Origin of the sequence: Agromyces aerolatus (assembly GCF_031432255.1) — a bacterium.
Classification (GTDB): Bacteria; Actinomycetota; Actinomycetes; order Actinomycetales; family Microbacteriaceae; genus Agromyces.
In genome coordinates this window covers 193021-211998 of sequence record NZ_JAVKGQ010000001.1, presented here as the reverse complement: position 1 = coordinate 211998, position 18978 = coordinate 193021, and the positions used below count along the sequence as shown (strand labels likewise).

At 70.5% G+C, this 18978-nt stretch carries 21 protein-coding genes; 19 read left to right on the top strand and 2 right to left on the bottom strand.

The window, feature by feature from the left end; genetic code table 11:
• Nucleotides 1–28 precede the first annotated feature (28 nt).
• Genes secY through map form a run of 3 tightly spaced genes read left to right on the top strand, consistent with a single transcriptional unit; the run spans nt 29 to nt 2801 of the window.
• Complete coding sequence (gene secY / locus RH864_RS00930) at nt 29–1354, top strand: preprotein translocase subunit SecY (RefSeq protein WP_310515627.1); 1326 nt, start codon at nt 29–31, stop codon at nt 1352–1354.
• Nucleotides 1351–1968, top strand: a complete 618-nt coding sequence (locus RH864_RS00925; protein ID WP_310515626.1) for an adenylate kinase — start codon at nt 1351–1353, stop codon at nt 1966–1968. Before secY ends, RH864_RS00925 begins: the two co-directional genes overlap by 4 nt.
• 5 nt (nt 1969–1973) lie before the next feature.
• Nucleotides 1974–2801 carry a type I methionyl aminopeptidase gene (gene map, locus RH864_RS00920; RefSeq protein WP_396129932.1) on the top strand — a complete coding sequence of 276 codons (828 nt, stop codon included), beginning with the start codon at nt 1974–1976 and terminating at the stop codon, nt 2799–2801.
• 139 nt (nt 2802–2940) lie between these two features.
• Here the strand turns inward: map and RH864_RS00915 are convergent, their stop codons facing one another.
• A complete protein-coding gene (locus RH864_RS00915) occupies nt 2941–4896 on the bottom strand; it encodes a BglG family transcription antiterminator (protein ID WP_310515625.1) in 1956 nt (651 codons plus the stop codon).
• A gap of 162 nt (nt 4897–5058) precedes the next feature.
• On the opposite strand from RH864_RS00915, the gene RH864_RS00910 reads away from it, so the two are divergent.
• From RH864_RS00910 to glmM, 16 genes are all read left to right on the top strand, one after another.
• Complete coding sequence (locus tag RH864_RS00910; RefSeq protein ID WP_310515624.1) at nt 5059–5367, top strand: PTS sugar transporter subunit IIB; 309 nt, start codon at nt 5059–5061, stop codon at nt 5365–5367.
• Nucleotides 5368–5456: 89 nt separating this feature from the next.
• Complete coding sequence (locus RH864_RS00905) at nt 5457–5723, top strand: HPr family phosphocarrier protein (protein ID WP_310515623.1); 267 nt, start codon at nt 5457–5459, stop codon at nt 5721–5723.
• A gap of 36 nt (nt 5724–5759) precedes the next feature.
• On the top strand, nt 5760–7445 hold the full coding sequence (gene ptsP / locus RH864_RS00900; protein ID WP_310515622.1) for a phosphoenolpyruvate--protein phosphotransferase: 1686 nt from the start codon (nt 5760–5762) through the stop codon (nt 7443–7445).
• Between the two features lie 19 nt (nt 7446–7464).
• On the top strand, nt 7465–9000 hold the full coding sequence (locus tag RH864_RS00895; protein WP_310515621.1) for a PTS mannitol transporter subunit IICB: 1536 nt from the start codon (nt 7465–7467) through the stop codon (nt 8998–9000).
• A 25-nt stretch (nt 9001–9025) separates the two neighbouring features.
• Complete coding sequence (locus tag RH864_RS00890; RefSeq protein WP_310515620.1) at nt 9026–9463, top strand: PTS sugar transporter subunit IIA; 438 nt, start codon at nt 9026–9028, stop codon at nt 9461–9463.
• Nucleotides 9460–10629 carry a mannitol-1-phosphate 5-dehydrogenase gene (locus tag RH864_RS00885; RefSeq protein ID WP_310515619.1) on the top strand — a complete coding sequence of 390 codons (1170 nt, stop codon included), beginning with the start codon at nt 9460–9462 and terminating at the stop codon, nt 10627–10629. The genes RH864_RS00890 and RH864_RS00885 overlap by 4 nt, the downstream gene beginning before the upstream one ends.
• A 194-nt stretch (nt 10630–10823) precedes the next feature.
• Nucleotides 10824–11045, top strand: a complete 222-nt coding sequence (infA, locus tag RH864_RS00880; protein WP_011186713.1) for a translation initiation factor IF-1 — start codon at nt 10824–10826, stop codon at nt 11043–11045.
• A 69-nt stretch (nt 11046–11114) separates the two neighbouring features.
• On the top strand, nt 11115–11228 hold the full coding sequence (rpmJ, locus tag RH864_RS00875) for a 50S ribosomal protein L36 (protein ID WP_056734976.1): 114 nt from the start codon (nt 11115–11117) through the stop codon (nt 11226–11228).
• A gap of 190 nt (nt 11229–11418) precedes the next feature.
• On the top strand, nt 11419–11799 hold the full coding sequence (gene rpsM, locus RH864_RS00870; protein WP_310515618.1) for a 30S ribosomal protein S13: 381 nt from the start codon (nt 11419–11421) through the stop codon (nt 11797–11799).
• 32 nt (nt 11800–11831) lie between these two features.
• Entirely contained in the window at nt 11832–12230 is a 399-nt protein-coding gene (rpsK, locus tag RH864_RS00865) for a 30S ribosomal protein S11 (protein ID WP_310515617.1), read from the top strand.
• 132 nt (nt 12231–12362) lie between these two features.
• Nucleotides 12363–13349 carry a DNA-directed RNA polymerase subunit alpha gene (locus RH864_RS00860; RefSeq protein ID WP_310515616.1) on the top strand — a complete coding sequence of 329 codons (987 nt, stop codon included), beginning with the start codon at nt 12363–12365 and terminating at the stop codon, nt 13347–13349.
• Between the two features lie 43 nt (nt 13350–13392).
• Nucleotides 13393–13947 carry a 50S ribosomal protein L17 gene (rplQ, locus tag RH864_RS00855; RefSeq protein WP_310515615.1) on the top strand — a complete coding sequence of 185 codons (555 nt, stop codon included), beginning with the start codon at nt 13393–13395 and terminating at the stop codon, nt 13945–13947.
• A gap of 382 nt (nt 13948–14329) precedes the next feature.
• Nucleotides 14330–15271, top strand: coding sequence for a tRNA pseudouridine(38-40) synthase TruA (truA, locus tag RH864_RS00850; protein WP_310515614.1), 942 nt, complete (start codon nt 14330–14332; stop codon nt 15269–15271).
• A gap of 135 nt (nt 15272–15406) precedes the next feature.
• The gene (rplM, locus tag RH864_RS00845) at nt 15407–15853 is read left to right on the top strand and encodes a 50S ribosomal protein L13 (protein ID WP_310515613.1); all 447 of its coding nucleotides are present in this window, start codon (nt 15407–15409) and stop codon (nt 15851–15853) included.
• A gap of 38 nt (nt 15854–15891) precedes the next feature.
• The gene (gene rpsI, locus RH864_RS00840) at nt 15892–16377 is read left to right on the top strand and encodes a 30S ribosomal protein S9 (RefSeq protein WP_310515612.1); all 486 of its coding nucleotides are present in this window, start codon (nt 15892–15894) and stop codon (nt 16375–16377) included.
• Between the two features lie 15 nt (nt 16378–16392).
• Nucleotides 16393–17754, top strand: a complete 1362-nt coding sequence (gene glmM, locus RH864_RS00835; protein ID WP_310515611.1) for a phosphoglucosamine mutase — start codon at nt 16393–16395, stop codon at nt 17752–17754.
• Between the two features lie 255 nt (nt 17755–18009).
• On the opposite strand, the gene coaA is transcribed toward glmM, so the two are convergent.
• Nucleotides 18010–18960 carry a type I pantothenate kinase gene (gene coaA, locus RH864_RS00830; protein ID WP_310515610.1) on the bottom strand — a complete coding sequence of 317 codons (951 nt, stop codon included), beginning with the start codon at nt 18958–18960 and terminating at the stop codon, nt 18010–18012.
• Nucleotides 18961–18978: the final 18 nt, after the last annotated feature.

The following is an 18978-nucleotide window of genomic DNA, read 5'->3' as shown; positions in this document are numbered from 1 at the left end:
ACTCCACGCCGGAGTTACAGGAGGACGAGTGTTCAACGCCATCGGGCGCATCTTCCGCACCCCCGATCTTCGACGCAAGCTCGGCTTCACGCTGGCCATCGTCGCCCTGTTCCGTCTGGGGTCATTCATCCCCGCGCCGTTCGTGGACTTCAACAACGTGCAGGCGTGTCTCGCGTCGACCTCGGGCGACGCATCCGGGCTGTACGAGCTCGTCAACGTCTTCTCGGGCGGTGCGCTGCTCCAGCTGTCGATCTTCGCGCTGGGCATCATGCCCTACATCACCGCGTCGATCATCGTGCAGCTGCTGCGCGTGGTCATTCCCCACTTCGAGTCGCTCTACAAAGAGGGCCAGGCCGGTCAGGGCAAGCTCACGCAGTACACGCGCTACCTGACCATCGCGCTGGCCGTCCTGCAGTCGACGACGCTCATCACGGTCGCGCGGAGCGGCGCGCTGTTCAGCGGCGCGACCGCGACCGAGTGCCAGCAGCTCATCACGAACGACGCCTGGTACGCGATCCTGCTCATGGTCATCACCATGACGGCCGGCACCGGCCTCATCATGTGGTTCGGCGAGCTCATCACCGAGCGCGGCATCGGCAACGGCATGTCGCTCCTCATCTTCACCTCGATCGCGGCGACCTTCCCCGGCTCGCTCTGGAACATCGCGATGTCGCGCGGCTTCGACACCTTCGCGATCGTGATCGCGATCGGCCTGGTCATCGTCGTCGCCGTCGTCTTCGTCGAGCAGTCGCAGCGACGGGTGCCCGTGCAGTACGCCAAGCGCATGGTCGGCAGGCGCACCTACGGCGGCAACAACACCTACATCCCGATCAAGGTGAACATGGCGGGCGTCGTGCCGGTCATCTTCGCGTCGTCGCTGCTGTACCTTCCGGCGCTGATCGCCCAGTTCAACCAGCCGGCCGCCGGCGAGGAGCCGCAGGCCTGGGTCGTCTGGATCCAGAACTACCTCACCCAGGGCAGCCACCCGCTGTACATGCTCCTGTACTTCTTGCTCATCGTGGGCTTCACGTACTTCTACGTCGCGATCACGTTCAACCCCGACGAGGTCGCCGAGAACATGAAGAAGTACGGCGGCTTCATCCCGGGCATCCGGGCCGGTCGTCCCACGGCCGAGTACCTCGACTACGTGCTCACGCGCATCACGTTCCCCGGCTCGCTGTACCTCGGCCTGGTCGCGTTGATCCCGCTGATCGCGTTCGCGCTCGTCGGCGCCGACCAGAACTTCCCGTTCGGTGGCGCTTCGATCCTGATCATCGTCGGTGTCGGTCTTGAGACCGTGAAGCAGATCGACGCCCAGCTGCAGCAGCGACACTACGAAGGACTTCTCCGATGACGGCTCCCGCCACGCAGGCCCGCTTTCTCATCGTCGGGCCGCAGGGTTCGGGCAAGGGCACGCAGGGCATCCTCGTCGCTCGCGCCTTCGGCGTCCCGCAGGTGGCCACCGGTGACATCTTCCGGGCGAACGTGGCGGGCGGCACCGAGCTCGGCCAGCGTGTGCAGGCGATCATCGAGGCGGGCAACCTCGTGCCCGACGAGCTCACGAGCGAGCTCGTCCGCGACCGGCTTGCTCAGGAGGACGCGGCGAACGGGTTCCTCCTCGACGGCTACCCCCGCAACCGCGGACAGGTGGCCGACCTCGATGCGTTCCTCGCGTCGCGCGACGAGGCGCTCGACGCCGTCATCGAGCTCGCGGTGCCGCGCGACGAGTCGATCGCGCGGCTCGTGCAGCGTGCGAGCGAGCAGGGCCGCACCGACGACACCGAAGAGGTCATCTCGAACCGGCTCGCCATCTACGAGCGCGAGACGGCACCGATCCTCGACGACTACCGTTCGCGCGGGCTGGTCGTGCGCGTCGACGGCGTCGGCACGCTCGCCGACGTGACCGCGCGCATCTTCACCGCGCTCGCCTCGCGCGGCCTCGTGGCCGCGCACCCCGGCGCGGCCTGATCGGCGTGTTCGGCCGGTCGATCTACAAGTCCCGGGCCGATCTCCGCGCGATGCGGGCGGCCGGGGCAGCGACCGCGGCCGCGCTCGCCGAAGCACGACGGCTGCTCGCGGTGGGCGCCACGCCGCTCGAGCTCGACGCCGCGGCCGAACGGGTGATCGTCGGTCTCGGCGGGCGCTCGAACTTCAAGCTCGTGCCCGGCTACCGGCACACGCTGTGCGTGTCCGTCGATGACGACGTCGTGCACGGCATCCCCGGGGACCGGCCGTTCCGCCCGGGCGACATCGTGTCGGTCGACGGCGGCGCCGAGGTCGACGGCTGGAACGGCGACTCCGCGTTCACGGTCGTCCTGCCCGACCCCGCGCGGCCCGAGATCGTGTCGGCGCGCGAGGAGCTCGCGCGCGTCACCGAGCACGCGCTCTGGACCGGCGTCGCCGCCCTCGCCGGTGCGCGTCAGCTGAACGAGGTCGGCGCCGCGATCGAAGACGCCGTACGGGCCGAGGGCGACTACGGCATCCTCACCGACTATGTCGGTCACGGCGTCGGGCGCCAGATGCACGAGGAGCCGCCGGTCTTCAACTACCGCGTCGAGCGCCGCAGCCCGGCCGTGAAGCCGGGGCTCGTGGTCGCGATCGAGCCGATGATCGTCGCGGGAGCCGTCGACACGTTCGTCCGCGACGACGACTGGACCGTGACCACCGCGGACGGGGCCGATGCGGCCCACGTCGAGCACACGGTCGCCGTGCACCACGACGGCATCTGGGTGCTCACCGCCGACGACGGCGGCGCCGCCGCGCTCGCCCCCTACGGCATCACCCCCACCCCCATCGCCTGACCCGCCCCGCCAGCCCGGCCCCGCCCCGCCCACGAGTGTTACCCGAACGGCGCGAGTGTCGCCGTACATCGCCCACCCTCGACGTGCTTCGGCATCACTCGCGAGGGCGGCGGGGCGGGGCCGACGGGGCGAAGCGGGCTCACGCCGCGGCCTCCATCAGCCGGGCGAGCTCGGCGACGAGGCCCGCGTGGTCGGTCGCGCCGCGCACGAGACGCAGCACGTTCTCACGCTCGGAGAACGCCTCCACGAACTGATCGAAGACCTCCTGGAACTCGGCCCGCCCGCTGTCGGCGAACGCGATGAGCGCGACCACGTGCACCGGGGTTCCGGCCCAGTCGATGGCCGTGTCGTCGATCGCGATCGCGATGGCCGTGCGCCGCGCGCTCATGGTCATCGCGTGCGGGACCGCGAGGTGGTCGGCGAACGCGGTCGAGGACATGCGCTCGCGCTCGACCGCGCCCTCGACGTACGCGCGGTCGACGACGCCTCCGGCGATGAGGCGCTCACCCAGCATGCGGATCACGGCCTCGCGGTCGAGGCCGCGCAGGCCGCGTACGAAGAAGTCGGGCTCGATCGTGTCCGCGAGCCGTGCAGCGAGTCGCGCGGTGCGGCGCGCCCGCCGGAGCGAGACGACCTCGGCGCGCACGCGTTCGAGGTCATCGGGGGTCGGCAGCGGCGCGACGAGCACGAGCCTCGGCACCGGGACCGCGGGCGGCACGACCGCGACGACGAGGTCGGCGTCCGAGACATCCGAAGCCGTCGCGAGCGCGACCGAGACGCCGTCGCCCGCCGTCTCGGCGATGCGCAAGGCGAGCGTGTCGCGCAGGTCGTGGTACGCGGGGACGTCGATCGCGACCCTGACCTCGTCGGTCGCACGCCGGCGATCCAGGTGCGCGCCGAGGTGCATCGCGAGGTAGGCGATCTCGTCGTCGTTCACGCGGATGCCGTCCGTGCGTCGCAGCTCGCTCGCGACGTACACGGCGAGCTCGTAGATGAGCGGGTAGGCGGATTTGATCTGCGCGGTCAGCGGGTTGCGCGAGAACGAGCGGTCGGCCGAGCGTGCCGCGAGGTTGTCGACGTGCAGCGCGAGCCGGTCGATGAATCCGTCGTCGGTGAGATCGACCAGGTATTCGGATGCGGCGCGGCGCACGATGTCGCGCACGAGCGTCGCCCGGGGCGACACCGACGGGTCGCCTGCCTCGGCCAGCCGGGTCGCGGCGCGCGTGCGGGTCAGGCGCGCGAGGTGCGCGCGATCGGCGGCCGGCAGCCGGACGCCGAGCAGGTCGCTGACGAGCACGTCGAGCAGGTCGTCGATGGGGTCGTCGCCGGCGGGCGTGTCGCCGACTGCGCCGGCGGCGGCCGTCTCCGCCTCGCCTGCGGCGGCCGTCTCCGCCTCGCCTGCGGCGGCCGTCTCCGCCGCGCCGGCGGCGCGGCTCTCGAGCGTGCGGTCCCGGGTGACCCGGTCGACCGCGATCGCGAGGTGCAGGAGCACGTCGTCGATCGCGTACTCGTTGGGAGCGAAGCCCGCTTCGCCGAGCCCGGCGATGAGTGCCTCGCGGAAGCCGGGCAACGCGGGGAACCGCCGGCGGAGCGAGTCGAGCGCGACGCGGCCGCGCGCCGACTCCTCGCGGATGAGGTCGCCGAGCACGCGCCGGCGCGCCGCCTCGGGGCCGGACAGTCGGAGGAGCGGGCCGTGGCGCTCGAGCGTGAGCCCGCTGTCGCCGAGTCTGGCGCGCACGCGCGTGAGGTCGCCCTCGAGCGTGGACTCGCTGACGTGCAGCTCGGCCGCCGTCTCGAACAGGTCGAGGCCGTCGTCCGCGTCGACGAGGCGCCGGATGAGCAGCGCCTGCCGGCCCTCCGGGCGGTCGCGCGGGTCGGCGACCGGCTCCTCTCGCGCCGCGAGGGCGGCGCGGTCGATCTTGTAGCCGTCCGGACCCGACCGGATCACGGGGGCGTCGCCCGCCGCGTTCGCGTTCGCGACCCAGGTGCGGACGGTGCGCGTCGTCACCCCGAGCCGGTCGGCGAGCTGAGCGGCGGTCGTCCACCCGTCGGCGCGCACGAGCTCGTCGATGAGGTGCTGCCATCGCTCGCCCACGCCCTCAGTCAATCACCGGCGGCGTCGGCACGGGGCCATCCGGCTGGCGTTTTCCGGGGGTGCGGAAACGATTCAGGTGGCGGATGCCACGGGCGGAGGAGCAGGATCGAATCGATCGCGGCACGGCAACCGCGCGACGAGGCGACGGTGAGGAGGTACTCCATGCGGGTCATCGTGGTCTGCGGCGCGGGAGCGTCCAGCACCTTCGTGGCGCACCGCCTCAGGCGAACGGCCGCGTCGCGTGGCGTCACGCTCGAAGCCCGGCCGACGAGCACGTCCCAGCTCGCGGCCGAGCTCGAGGGCGCGGACGTGCTGCTGGTCGGCGCACACCTCGGCGCCCAGCTCCACGAGCTGCGCGCGCTCGCCGACGCGGCATCCGTGCCGATCGCGATCCTGCCGGAGACCGCCGCCAGCGGCGACGGCACGGCAGCCCTCGACCTCGCTCTCGAAGCCGCCGGAGCGGCGCCGTGACGCCGAGTCAAGCGCCCCCCTGCCGCACCGGTGGCGGGCTATGGTGAGCGAGGGAACGGATACCAGCGACCGCGACGGGAACCGGAAACATGGTGGAACGCACAGTTCGGATCGGATCGACCCACGGCCTGCACGCCAGGCCGGCCAAACTCTTCACACAGGCGGCAGCCGCGTCCGGCGCCGCCGTCACGATCGCCAAGAACGGCAGTGCGCCCGTCAATGCGGCGAGCATCCTCGCCGTCATCTCGCAGGGCATCGACCACGGCGACGAGGTCACCCTCGTGGTCGAGGGCGACGACGAGCAGAAGGTGCTGGACGAGCTGCTCGAGCTGCTCAGCACCGACCACGACGAGTAACGAGGGTCGGTCCGCCGACACCACCGGGAGGTCAGCGTGAACGAGATCCAGGGCATCGGCATCGGGCAGGGCGTCGCCCTCGGCCCGGTCGTACGGATGGCGGATCCACTGCCCGAGCCCGTGGACCGGCCGAGCCACCTCGATCCCGAGCGCGAGGAGGCCCGCGCCCGCGCCTCGCTCTCGATGGTCGCCGACGACCTGCAGCGCCGCGGTGCCCGCGCGGGCGGCGCGGCCAAGGACGTGCTCGAGGCGCAGGCCATGATGGCCGAGGACCCGACGCTCATGGACGACGTCGTGAAGCGGCTCGCCGACGGCAAGACCGCCGAGCGCGCGGTCTACGAGGCGTTCGCCGCGTTCCGGGACCTGCTCGCGGGAATGGGCGGCTACCTGGGGGAGCGCGCCGCGGATCTCGACGACGTCTCGCAACGTGTCGTCGCGAATCTGCTCAGGCTTCCTGCTCCGGGCGTCCCCAGCCCGGGGCATCCGTTCGTGCTCGTCGCGCGCGACCTCGCGCCGGCCGACACCGCGACGCTCGACCTGGGCCAGGTGCTCGGGCTCGTGACCATCGACGGGGGCCCGACCTCGCACACCGCGATCCTCGCGCGCGAGAAGAACATCGTCGCGGTCGTCGGTGCCGCGGGTGCCGCCGAGCTCGCGGACGGCGACTCGGTCATCGTCGACGCGGAGCGCGACGTCGTGGTCGCCGACCCGACGATCGTGCAGGTCGGCGAGGCGCGCGAGCGCATCGCCGAGCGCGAGCGCATCGCGAGCCGCCCCGTGACCCCCGGCGCGCTCGCCGACGGCACGCCCGTGCCGCTCCTCGCCAACCTCGGGTCGGCCGACGGCGCGGCCGAGGCGATCCAGCTGGGCGCCGAGGGCGTCGGGCTGTTCCGGACCGAGTTCCTCTTCCTCGACGCCGACCGCGCGCCGAGCGTGACCGAGCAGCAGGAGCAGTACACGCGCCTGCTGCAGGCCTTCCCGGGCAAGAAGGTCGTGGTCCGCGTGCTCGACGCGGGCGCCGACAAGCCGCTCGCCTTCCTCAACGACGCCGACGAGCAGAACCCGGCGCTCGGGCTGCGCGGCATCCGCGCGCTCCGGCATTCCGAGACGATCCTGCGTGAGCAGCTCACGGCGCTCGCGGCGGCGGATGCCTCGGCCGAGGCCGAGCTCTGGGTCATGGCGCCCATGATCGCGACGCTCGAGGAGACCCGCTACTTCACGGCCCTCGCGAACGAGCTCGGCGTCCGCGTGGCCGGCGTCATGATCGAGGTGCCGTCGGCCGCGCTCATCGCCGAGCGCGTGCTCGACGTCGCGGCGTTCGCCTCGATCGGCACCAACGACCTCACGCAGTACACGATGGCGGCCGACCGGCTGCTCGGCACCGTCGCGACCCTGCAGGACCCGTGGCACCCCGCGGTCCTCCGGCTCATCGAGGAGGTCGGCCGGGCCGGCGCCGCGACCGGCAAGCCGGTCGGCATCTGCGGCGAGGCCGCGGCCGACCCGCTCCTTGCCGTGGTCCTCGTGGGTCTCGGCGCCACCAGCCTGTCGATGTCCCCATCGGCACTCGCAGACGTCCGCGCCTCCCTCGCGCGGTACGGCCTGGACGACGCGAAGGCGATCGCCCGGGCAGCCTTGGCCGCTGAGGGAGCGGCCGAAGCCAAGCAGGCGGCCCGCGAGGCCGCCGAATCCGTCACCACTCCGACGCGCCAGGCCGCGTCGTGACTCGCAGAGAGGCATCACGATGACGACGTCGTCACCGGACACGAAGCGGCAAGGGGGAGCCCGCGTCGCCGTCCAGAGGTTCGGAACCTTCCTGAGCGGCATGATCATGCCGAACATCGCCGCGTTCATCGCGTGGGGGTTCATCACCGCGCTGTTCATCGAGGACAGCCCGATCCTGCCGATCCCCGAGATCGGCGGGTTCCCCAGCCCCGACGGCACCGAGAACATCGGCCTCGTCGGTCCGATGATCACCTACCTGCTGCCGCTGCTCATCGCCAACATGGGCGGTCGCATGGTCTACGACACCCGTGGCGGGGTCGTGGGCACCATCGCGACGATGGGCGTGATCGTCGGCGCCGGCATCCCGATGTTCATCGGCGCCATGATCATGGGCCCGCTGGCCGCGTGGCTCATGAAGCAGGTCGACAAGATCTGGGAGGGCAAGATCAAGGCCGGCTTCGAGATGCTGGTCAACAACTTCTCGGCCGGCATCCTCGGCCTGTTGCTCGCCCTCGTCGGCTTCTACGCGTTCGCGCCCGCCGTCGAGTTCCTGAGCAACGGGCTCGAGACCGCGGTGAACTGGCTCGTGCTCGCCGGGCTGCTGCCCATCGTCTCGATCCTCGTCGAGCCCGGGAAGATCCTGTTCCTGAACAACGCCATCAACCACGGCGTGTTCACGCCGCTCGGCGTTCAGCAGGCGGACGAGACCGGCAAGTCGATCCTGTTCCTGATCGAGGCGAACCCGGGCCCGGGTCTCGGCATCCTGCTCGCGTTCGCGATCTTCGGCGTCGGGATGGCCCGGGCGAGCGCGCCCGGCGCGATCATCATCCAGTTCTTCGGCGGTATCCACGAGATCTACTTCCCGTACGTGCTCATGAAGCCCATGCTGGTCTTCGCGGCCATCGGCGGCGGCATGGCGGGCGTCGCCACGAACGTGCTGTTCGACTCGGGCCTCCGGGCGCCGGCCGCACCGGGCTCGATCATTGCGGTGCTGCTGCAGACCGCGCAGGACAGCTACGTGGGCGTCATCCTCTCGGTCGTCATCGCCGCGGCGGTGTCGTTCACGATCTCGGCGATCATCCTGCGGGCGAGCCGCAAGCGCGACCTCGCGAAGGAGAACGCGGGCGACCTGTCGGCCGCGATCGCCGCGACCGAGGCGAACAAGGGCAAGAAGTCGGGTGTGCTCGGCAACCTGCAGGCCGAGGGCGTCGCCGACGGCGCGGGCCTCGTCGCCGAGGGCGAGCAGGCCGCGTTCGAGCACAAGCCGATCCACACGATCGTGTTCGCATGCGACGCGGGCATGGGATCGAGTGCGATGGGTGCGACGGTGCTGCGCAACAAGATCAAGAAGGCCGGCATCGACTCGGTGACGGTCACCAACGCGGCCATCGCGAATCTGAAGGGCGACGCCGACCTGGTCGTCACCCACCAGGACCTCACCGACCGCGCCCGGCAGCAGTCGCCCAACTCGCTCCACATCAGCGTGGAGAACTTCATGAACTCGCCGAAGTACGACGAGATCGTGCACCTGCTGGAGTCCGAGGGCGTCCGCTGAGCGGTTCGCCAGGAAGGAACACATCATGACCGACACCATCCTCGCCCCGGGCGATGTCCGCCTCGTCGCTCGCGCCGCCTCGCGCGACGACGCCATCCGCGAGGCGGGCGCCATCCTCGTCGATGCGGGCGCCGTGCGTCCGGACTACGTCGACTCGATGCTCGAGCGCGAGGGCTCGGTGTCCACGTTCATGGGCAACTTCCTGGCGATCCCGCACGGCACCAATGAGTCGAAGGACCAGATCCAGCGTTCGGCGCTGTCCTTCATCCGCTACGACGAGCCCGTCGACTGGTCGGGCGAGGAGGTGCGCTTCGTCGTCGGCATCGCCGGCATCGGCAACGAGCACCTCGACATCCTCGCGAAGATCGCGACGATCTTCTCCGACGAGGACGAGGTCGCGAAGCTGCTCGCGGCGGGCGACGCCGACGAGCTCGCGGCGCTGCTCGCGGAGGTCAACGAGTGACCACGGCGGTCCACTTCGGCGCGGGCAACATCGGGCGCGGGTTCGTCGGGCTCCTGCTGCACGAGGCCGGGTACGAGGTCGTCTTCGCCGACGTGGACCGCCCGCTCATCGAGCGGCTCGAGGCCGCCGAGCACTACACGGTGCACGAGGTGGGGCCGGGTGGGAGCGACCACCGCGTCGATCGCTTCCGGGCGATCGACAGCTCGACGGATGCTCCGCGCCTGGTCGCCGAGCTCGAGACCGCCGCGGTCGTGACCACGGCCGTGGGGCCACGGGTGCTGCGGTTCATCGCGCCGCACGTGCTCGAGGGGCTTCGCGGGCGCGCGGCCGATCTGCCGCCGCTCGCGATCATGGCGTGCGAGAACGCCATCAACGCGACCGCCCTGCTGCGCGACGAGATGGCCTCGCTCACCACGCCCGAGGAGTGGGCGACGCTCGTGCCGCGTGCGATCTTCGCGAACACGGCCGTGGATCGCATCGTCCCGGGCCAGCGCGCCGACGCCGGCCTCGACGTCACGGTCGAGACGTTCTTCGAATGGGCGATCGAGCGGTCCCCGTTCGGGGATCGGCCGCCCGAGATCCCCGGCGCGCACTACGTCGACGATCTCGCGCCGTACATCGAGCGCAAGCTCTTCACCGTGAACACCGGCCACGCCTCGATCGCGTACCTCGGGGCGGCCACCGGGCACGCTCGCATCAGCGACGCGCTCGCCGACCCGGCCGTGCGCGGCGCGGTCGAGCGCGCGCTCGAGGAGACCTCGGCGCTCATCGTCGCCGATCACGCCTTCACGGCCGAGGCGCAGGCCGACTACCGCCGGCGCATCCTCGAGCGCTTCGCGAACCCCGAGCTCCCGGACACGGTCGAGCGCGTGGGCCGTCAGCCGCTCCGCAAGCTCTCGCGCAAGGAGCGGTTCATCGAGCCGGCCGCGCGGCTCGCCGCGCGCGGAGCGCCCGTCGACGGGCTGCTGGCCGCGATCGCGGCCGCTCTGCGGTTCCGATCGGCCGCCGACGAGGAGAGCCTCGAGCTGGGCCGGCTGCTCAGCGTGCTCGACGCCACGGCCTTCGTCGACCAGGTCATGGGCATCGAGGCGGGACATCCGCTGTATCCCCGGCTGGAAGCCCTGGTCCGCGACGCCCAGGCCGAACTCGCCGCGCCTCGGGCCTGACGACCGTGATCGGGTGTGCTTGTTCGGGTTCTGGGAAGCCTCAGCGCGAACCATAACATCCGACTGGCGAAGTGGGTCGGAATCACCTATAGTTGACCCTTGGTGTGTTGCGCCGGTGCTTTCGGCATGCCTTGAGCGGCAGGCGCGCACGCATCGCACGACTGATCATCCCGAACTCGAACGATAGTGAGTGTATGGCCAAGAAAGACGGTGTCATCGAGATCGAGGGCTCGGTCATCGAAGCGCTTCCGAACGCCATGTTCCGCGTGGAGCTGACCAACGGGCACAAGGTGCTCGCCCACATCTCCGGAAAGATGCGCCAGCACTACATCCGCATCCTCCCCGAGGACCGCGTGATCGTGGAGCTGAGCCCGTACGACCTGACCCGCGGCCGGATCGTCTACCGCTACAAGTAAGGGCTGTTCGGAAAGTAACGGCCCGCGGCACCCCGCGGGTACGAGGACAGCGAATCGAAGGAACCGACTGTGAAGGTCAACCCCAGCGTCAAGCGCATCTGCGACAAGTGCAAGGTCATCCGCCGCCACGGGCGCGTCATGGTGATCTGCGAGAACCCCCGCCACAAGCAGCGCCAGGGCTAGTCGCGAGCGGATGTCTCGTCGGAGGCATCCGCTTCACCGCGTCACGCGACACAACTGAACACGCAGCACGAGCTGCACACCTGGCAACGCCAGAACCCGCCGCCCGTCCACGGGCTGCGGGGGACACCTCGGGAGGAGGCCCGGGCACCGGCGTTGCTCCACACCTCCACTCATCACAGGAGAAGCCAACATGGCACGTCTGGCAGGAGTCGACATCCCGCGCGAGAAGCGCGTGGAGATCGCACTGACCTACATCTTCGGCGTCGGCCGCACTCGCGCGCTGCAGACGCTCAAGGAGACCGGCATCGACGGGAACATCCGCGTCAAGGACCTCAGCGACGACCAGCTCGTCGCGCTCCGCGACTACATCGAGGCCAACTTCAAGGTCGAGGGTGACCTCCGCCGCGAGGTCGCCGCCGACATCCGCCGCAAGGTCGAGATCGGCTCGTACGAGGGCATCCGCCACCGCCGGGGTCTCCCGGTCCGCGGCCAGCGCACCAAGACCAACGCTCGTACCCGCAAGGGCCCGAAGCGCACCGTGGCCGGCAAGAAGAAGGCCGGCCGCAAGTAACCGCTTGTCGCCAGATCTAGGAGATTTCACACATGGCAGCACCCAAGGCGGCTACTCGCAAGCCGCGCAAGAAGGAAAAGAAGAACATCGCCGTGGGCCAGGCCCACATCAAGTCGACGTTCAACAACACCATCGTGTCGATCACCGACACGAACGGTGCCGTGATCAGCTGGGCCTCTTCGGGCGGCGTCGGCTTCAAGGGCTCGCGCAAGTCGACCCCGTTCGCCGCGCAGCTCGCCGCCGAGTCGGCCGCGCGCCAGGCGCAGGAGAACGGCATGAAGAAGGTCGACGTCTTCGTCAAGGGCCCGGGCTCGGGTCGCGAGACCGCGATCCGTTCGCTGCAGGCCGCAGGCCTCGAGGTCGGCAGCATCACCGACGTGACGCCTCAGGCGCACAACGGTGTCCGCCCGCCCAAGCGTCGCCGCGTCTAACACTCCGGTCCCGGTGGCCGGGTCGGCCTTCGTGCCGACCCGGTCGCCGGGGCATCCGTTCTCTCACAACTCAACGATCCCTATGAACTCGCAGGTGTCATATAGCGGACACCCTGCCGAAAGGAATCCAACGTGCTGATCGCACAGCGCCCGACGCTCACCGAAGAGAACATCTCGGAGTTCCGTTCGCGGTTCGTGATCGAGCCTCTCGAGCCGGGCTTCGGTTACACCCTGGGCAACTCGCTTCGTCGCACCCTCCTCTCCTCGATCCCCGGCGCGGCCGTGACGAGCATCCGCATCGACGGCGTGCTCCACGAGTTCTCGACCGTCGCGGGCGTCAAGGAGGATGTGACTGAGATCATCCTCAACATCAAGAACCTGGTCGTCTCCAGCGAGCACGACGAGCCGATCACCGCCTACCTGCGCAAGCAGGGCTCGGGCGAGGTCACCGCGGCCGATATCTCGGCCCCGGCCGGCGTCGAGGTGCACAACCCCGAGCTGGTCATCGCGACCCTCAACGAGTCGGCGAAGTTCGAGCTCGAGCTCACGATCGAGCGCGGCCGCGGCTACGTCTCGGCCAGCCAGAACCGCAACGAGTACTCCGAGGCCGGCCAGATCCCCGTCGACTCGATCTACTCGCCGGTGCTCAAGGTCACGTACCGCGTCGAGGCCACGCGTGCCGGCGAGCGCACCGACTTCGACCGCCTCGTGGTCGACGTCGAGTCGAAGCCGGCCATCACGCCGCGCGACGCGATCGCGTCGGCCGGTCGCACGCTCGTCGAGCTGTTCGGTCTCGCGCGCGAGCTGAACACCGCGGCCGAGGGCATCGAGATCGGGCCCGCGCCGGTCGACGCCGTGCTCTCGAGCGAGCTCTCGATCCCGATCGAGGACCTCGACCTGTCGGTCCGCTCGTACAACTGCCTCAAGCGTGAGGGCATCAACACGGTGTCCGAGCTGGTCGCCCTGTCCGAGTCGCAGCTGATGAACATCCGCAACTTCGGCCAGAAGTCGGTCGACGAGGTCAAGGACAAGCTCACCGAGATGGGCCTGTCGCTCAAGGACTCGGTCCCCGGCTTCGACGGCGCCCACTTCTACACGGGCTTCGACGACGAGAACTAAGCCGCAGCCGCCGCTTTCCCCCACCAACTGGAGATAACGAACCATGCCGAAGCCCACCAAGGGCCCCCGCCTCGGAGGCGGACCCGCGCACGAGCGGCTGATGCTCGCCAACCTGGCGGCTGCGCTCTACACGCACAAGCGCATCACCACGACCGAGACCAAGGCCAAGCGCCTGCGCCCGCTCGCCGAGCGGCTCATCACGTTCGCCAAGCGCGGTGACCTGCACGCTCGCCGCCGGGTGCTCGCGACCATCGGCGACAAGTCGGTCGTGCACGAGCTCTTCGCCGTGATCGCACCGCAGGTCGCCGACCGTGAGGGCGGCTACACCCGCATCACGAAGATCGGCAACCGCAAGGGCGACAACGCGCCCATGGCGGTCATCGAGCTCGTGCTCGAGCCCGTGACCCCGAAGACGCGTGCCGCGAAGCCGGCCGCCGCCGCGCCGGTCGAGGAGCCCTCCGAGGAGACGCCCGCCGCCGAGGAGACGCCCGACGAGGTCGTGACCGAGGCTCAGGCCGAGGTCGACGAGGCCGCCGGCGCCGAGGCATCGGAGGAGTCGGCCGAGGCTCCCGCCGAGGAGCCCGCCGAGGCCAAGTAACCTCGCACCACGTCCGAGGGGCCCCGCCCGCGCATCGCGCGGACGGGGCCCCTCGTCGTTCGTGCGGCGCTGGTCCGGGGCATCCGGCCGCCCGCCGTTCTCATTCGTGAGCCTGCCGCCCTCCCCAGGTCTCTTGCTCAGGAGGACTCGGGGTGGGTGCGGCGTGTCGGCGGGTGTGGTGCGGCGTGTCGGGTCGGAGCTCCTGAGCAAGCGATTCGGCGCAGGTGGGATGAGTGGCCATTCCCAACCCGCGGTTCCTTGCTCAGGATGTTTCAGGGTGAGTGCGGCGTGTCCGCGTGCACATCGCGGGCGTGTCCGGCTGCACGTCCTGAGCAAGGAAGTCGGGGCGAAGCGCGATGGCGCGGTGTGGGAGGGTGGTCGAGTGAGTGAGTCGGTGCCGGATGCCTCGGGCGGGGCCGATGCCTCGGGCGAGACCGTGCGGGTGCGGCTCGGTGTCGCGTACGACGGGACGGCGTTCAACGGGTGGAGCCGGCAGCCCGGGCTGCGCACCGTGCAGGGCGTGCTCGAGCGGGCGCTCGCGACGCTGTTCCGGCGCGCCGGCGTCGAACCCAGGCTGACCGTCGCCGGCCGCACCGACGCGGGCGTGCACGCGCTCGGCCAGGTCGCACACCTCGATGTCCCGCGGGCGGCGCTCGACGAGGTGGCGCGCCCGCGGCGCGGCGACGCGACGAGCGGTCTCGCGACCGACCCGGCCGGCGTGCTGGCCCGACGGCTCACGGGCATCCTCGGCTCGGCCGACGACGACGTCGTGATCACGCACGCCGAGCTCGCGCCCGACGGGTTCGACGCGCGGTTCTCGGCGGTCTGGCGGCGGTACGAGTACCGCGTCGCCGACCGTCGCGCGCTGCGCGATCCGCTCGATCGGCGCCGCACGGTCTGGTACCCGCGCGAGCTCGACGTCGAGGCCATGGACGAGGCCGCTCGCACGCTCACCGGGCTGCACGACTTCGCCGCGTACTGCAAACCCCGCGAGGAGGCCACCACGATCCGTACACTCCAGGCCTACGGGTGGCGGCGCCGGGACGACGGGGTGCTGGTCGCGTCGCTTCAGGCCGACGCGTTCTGCCACTCGATGGTGCGCGCGCTCGTCGGTGCCTGCGTCGCCGTGGGGGAGCGACGGCTCGAGGCATCCGACCCCGCCGTCCTGCTCGCGGCCCGCGAGCGCACCAGCGCGTTCAAGGTCATGCCCGCGAAGGGGCTCGTGCTGACCGAGGTCGGCTATCCGCCGGACGACGAGCTCGCCGGGCGCGCCGCGCAGACCCGCGCGCGCCGCGAATTGCGCATCGACGGAATAGTGGGCTAAACTCGCCCGTTGGTGCCGTCACTGCGCGGCACCCGAAGTTGAGCCCTCCACTCGGGCGTTCGTCCGCATCGCGGCCGAACTCCCCTCAGGAGCGGGATTCACGAACCCCTCACTCGATCAGAAAGCAGCACTCCTGTGACGCGCACCTTTTCTCCGAAGCCGAATGACATCCAGCGCGACTGGGTCGTCATCGACGCGACCGACATCGTCCTCGGTCGTCTGGCGAGCCACGCGGCCTCGCTCCTCCGCGGCAAGCACAAGGCGATCTTCGCGAACCACGTCGACACCGGCGACTTCGTGATCATCGTCAACGCCGACAAGGTGGCCCTGACCGGCCAGAAGCTCGAGCAGAAGAAGGCCTACCGCCACTCGGGCTACCCGGGCGGCCTCAAGGCCGTCGGCTACGCCGAGCTGCTCGAGAAGAACCCCGTCCGCGCGGTCGAGAAGGCGATCCGCGGCATGCTCCCGAAGAACTCGCTCGGTCGTGCCCAGCTGAAGAAGCTGAAGGTCTACGCCGGCCCGGAGCACCCGCACGCGGCCCAGCAGCCGAAGCCGTTCACCCTCACCCAGGTCGCCCAGTAACGCCCGGCGCCGACGCGAAATAAGGATTCGAAACCACCATGGCGAAGATCGCAGACCAGATCGACCAGGCTCCTGAGAGCTACACGACCGAGAGCCCGGCCGAGGCCGCTCCGTCGACCCCGCGTCCCGTGCTGAACGTCTCGGGTGCGGCCGTCGGCCGCCGCAAAGAGGCGATCGCGCGCGTGCGCGTCGTCCCCGGCTCGGGCACCATCACGGTCAACGGCCGTGAGTTCGCGGACTACTTCCCGAACAAGCTGCACCAGCAGCTCATCACCGACCCGTTCACCGTGCTCGAGCTCTCGGGCTCGTACGACGTGATCGCCCGCATCACCGGCGGCGGCCCCTCGGGCCAGGCCGGCGCACTGCGCCTCGCGATCGCTCGCGCGCTCAACGAGATCGACCGTGAGAACAACCGGCCGCAGCTGAAGAAGGCCGGCTTCCTCACGCGCGACGCGCGCGTCATCGAGCGCAAGAAGGCTGGTCTCAAGAAGGCCCGCAAGGCGCCCCAGTTCTCGAAGCGTTAATCCTCCGGATTCGATATGCCTCGGCTCTTCGGAACCGACGGGGTCCGGGGCCTGGCCAACCGTGAACTCACGGCTGACCTGGCCCTGGGCCTCGCCCAGGCGGCTGCGGCCGTCCTCACGCAAGGGCGGCACGCCGACGCGATCCGCGCGGCCGGTCGCCGCCCCGTCGCCGTGCTCGCGCGCGATCCGCGCGTGTCCGGTGAATTCCTGAGCACCGCCGTCGCGGCGGGGCTCGCCTCGTCAGGCGTCGACGTGCTCGACGCGGGCGTCATCCCGACCCCCGCGGCCGCGTTCCTCATCGACAGCATCCGTGCCGACTTCGGCGTCATGGTGTCGGCCTCGCACAATCCCGCGCCCGACAACGGCATCAAGTTCTTCTCGTTCGGCGGCACCAAGCTGCCCGACGTCGTCGAAGACCGCATCGAGAGCTACCTCGGCCGGCAGAAGCTCGCGCCCGTCGGCGACGGCGTCGGCCGCATCCAGCGCTTCGCCGACGCCGAAGACCGCTACGTCGTGCATCTGCTCGGCACGCTGCCGCACCGGCTCGACGGGATCAAGGTCGTCCTCGACTGCGCGCACGGCGCCGCCGCCGGAGTCTCGCCCGAGACCTTCACCGACGCCGGCGCCGAGGTCATCGTCATCGGCGCCGACCCCGACGGCATGAACATCAACGACGGCGTCGGCTCCACGCACCTCGAGGGGCTCCAGCGCGCCGTCGTCGAGCACGGCGCCGATCTGGGCATCGCGCACGACGGCGATGCCGACCGATGCCTCGCGGTCGACGCCGAGGGCAATGTCGTCGACGGCGACATGATCATGGCGATCCTTGCGCTCTCCATGAAGGAACGCGGCAAGCTCACCGACGACACGCTCGTCGTCACCGTCATGTCGAATCTCGGCCTGAAGAAGGCGATGGCCGAGCATGGGATCCGCGTGCTCGAGACGAAGGTCGGCGACCGCTACGTGCTCGAGGCCCTGGGCCAGCACGGGCTCGCGCTGGGTGGCGAACAGTCCGGCCACGTCATCATGAGCGAGTACGCGACGACGGGCGACGGGGTCCTCACCGGCCTGCACCTCGCCGCCGAGATGGCGCGCACCGGGCGCACGCTCGCCGACCTCGCGTCGGTCATGACCGTGTACCCGCAGGTGCTCGTGAACGTCCGCGGTGTCGACCACCACGCGCTGCACGCCGACGAGGCCATCGCCTCGGCCGTCGCCGCGGCCGAGGCCGAGCTGGGCGACACCGGTCGGGTGCTCCTCCGCCCGTCGGGCACCGAGCCGATGGTGCGGGTCATGGTCGAGGCGTCCGCGCAGTCCGAGGCCGAGCGGCACGCCGCCGCGCTGGCCGACGTGGTGCGCGAGCGGCTCGCGGTCTAGTCCGCGCGCACGCGCACGCGTACGCACGCGCACGCGCACCCGCACGTCCTCGATCGAACGGTCGCGGATGGCGAGTGTGGTCCGCGACACACCCGCCATCCGTGACCGTTCGTTCCGCGGCATGGAATCGTCAGCCCGGGCAGCTGCGACGAACGGTCGCGGGTGGTGGGTCCGCGGCGCTGACACCCGCCATTCGCGACCGTTCGAGAGGACGGACGGATATGTCGCGGGAAGGGACGGATGGGTCGCGAGTGCTCAGAGCTTGCGGAGCAGCACGCTCGAGACCGTGTGGTCCGAGCTCTTGCGGAGCACGAGCGTCGCGCGCGAGCGCGTGGGGCGGATGTTCTGGAGCAGGTTCGGCTCGTTGATCGAACGCCAGATCTCGCTCGCGCGCGTGCGCGCCTCCGACTCGGAGAGCGAGGCGTACCGGTGGAAGTACGAGTTCGGGTTCGCGAACGCCCCGCGTTGCAGCTTCAGGAAGCGCTCCTCGTACCAGCGGGCGATGTCGGACGTGCGCGCGTCGACGTAGATCGTGAAGTCGAACAGGTCGCTCACCGCGAGCCCGCGGCCGGGCCCCGGCGGCTGCAGCACGTTGAGACCCTCGACGATCAGGACGTCGGGCCGCCGGACGGTGATCTGCGCGTCCGGCACGATGTCGTAGATGAGGTGCGAGTAGAACGGTGCGACCACCTCGGCGGCACCGGCCTTCACCTCGCTGACGAACCTGAGCAGCGCGCGGCGGTCGTAGGACTCGGGGAAGCCCTTGCGTTCCATGAGCCCGCGGCGCTGCAGCTCGGCGGTCGGGAATAGGAAGCCGTCGGTCGTGATGAGCTCGACGCGGGGCGTGCCCTCCCACCGCGTGAGCAGCTCGCGCAGCAGGCGCGCGATCGTGGACTTGCCGACCGCGACCGACCCGGCGACGCCGATGACGAACGGGGTGGCGCTGTCGGGTCCGCGCAGGAACTGGCTCGTCTGGTCGCGCAGCGCGTTCGTGCCGCCGACGTACAGGTTCAGCAGCCGCGAGAGCGGCAGGTACACCTCTGCGACCTCGCGCATGTCGAGCGGTTCGCCGAGGCCGCGCAGCTGCACGATCTCGGTCTCGGTCAACGGCGACGGAACCGAGGGCGCGAGCGCGGCCCAGTCTGCACGGTCGATCTCGATGAAGGGCGACAGCTGCGCCGACGAGAGGCTCGGGCGATCCAGCACCTCGACAGTCTACTGGCG

What these genes read in the sequence shown, in the direction of transcription:
- rpsM (WP_310515618.1), top strand. Translation starts at nt 11,419, where the DNA reads ATGGCACGTCTGGCAGGAGTCGACATCCCGCGCGAGAAGCGCGTGGAG.
- rplQ (WP_310515615.1), top strand. Translation starts at nt 13,393, where the DNA reads ATGCCGAAGCCCACCAAGGGCCCCCGCCTCGGAGGCGGACCCGCGCAC.
- RH864_RS00895 (WP_310515621.1), top strand. Translation starts at nt 7,465, where the DNA reads ATGACGACGTCGTCACCGGACACGAAGCGGCAAGGGGGAGCCCGCGTC.
- RH864_RS00925 (WP_310515626.1), top strand. Translation starts at nt 1,351, where the DNA reads ATGACGGCTCCCGCCACGCAGGCCCGCTTTCTCATCGTCGGGCCGCAG.
- RH864_RS00890 (WP_310515620.1), top strand. Translation starts at nt 9,026, where the DNA reads ATGACCGACACCATCCTCGCCCCGGGCGATGTCCGCCTCGTCGCTCGC.
- glmM (WP_310515611.1), top strand. Translation starts at nt 16,393, where the DNA reads ATGCCTCGGCTCTTCGGAACCGACGGGGTCCGGGGCCTGGCCAACCGT.
- rpsK (WP_310515617.1), top strand. Translation starts at nt 11,832, where the DNA reads ATGGCAGCACCCAAGGCGGCTACTCGCAAGCCGCGCAAGAAGGAAAAG.
- RH864_RS00910 (WP_310515624.1), top strand. Translation starts at nt 5,059, where the DNA reads ATGCGGGTCATCGTGGTCTGCGGCGCGGGAGCGTCCAGCACCTTCGTG.
- RH864_RS00905 (WP_310515623.1), top strand. Translation starts at nt 5,457, where the DNA reads ATGGTGGAACGCACAGTTCGGATCGGATCGACCCACGGCCTGCACGCC.
- rpsI (WP_310515612.1), top strand. Translation starts at nt 15,892, where the DNA reads ATGGCGAAGATCGCAGACCAGATCGACCAGGCTCCTGAGAGCTACACG.
- infA (WP_011186713.1), top strand. Translation starts at nt 10,824, where the DNA reads ATGGCCAAGAAAGACGGTGTCATCGAGATCGAGGGCTCGGTCATCGAA.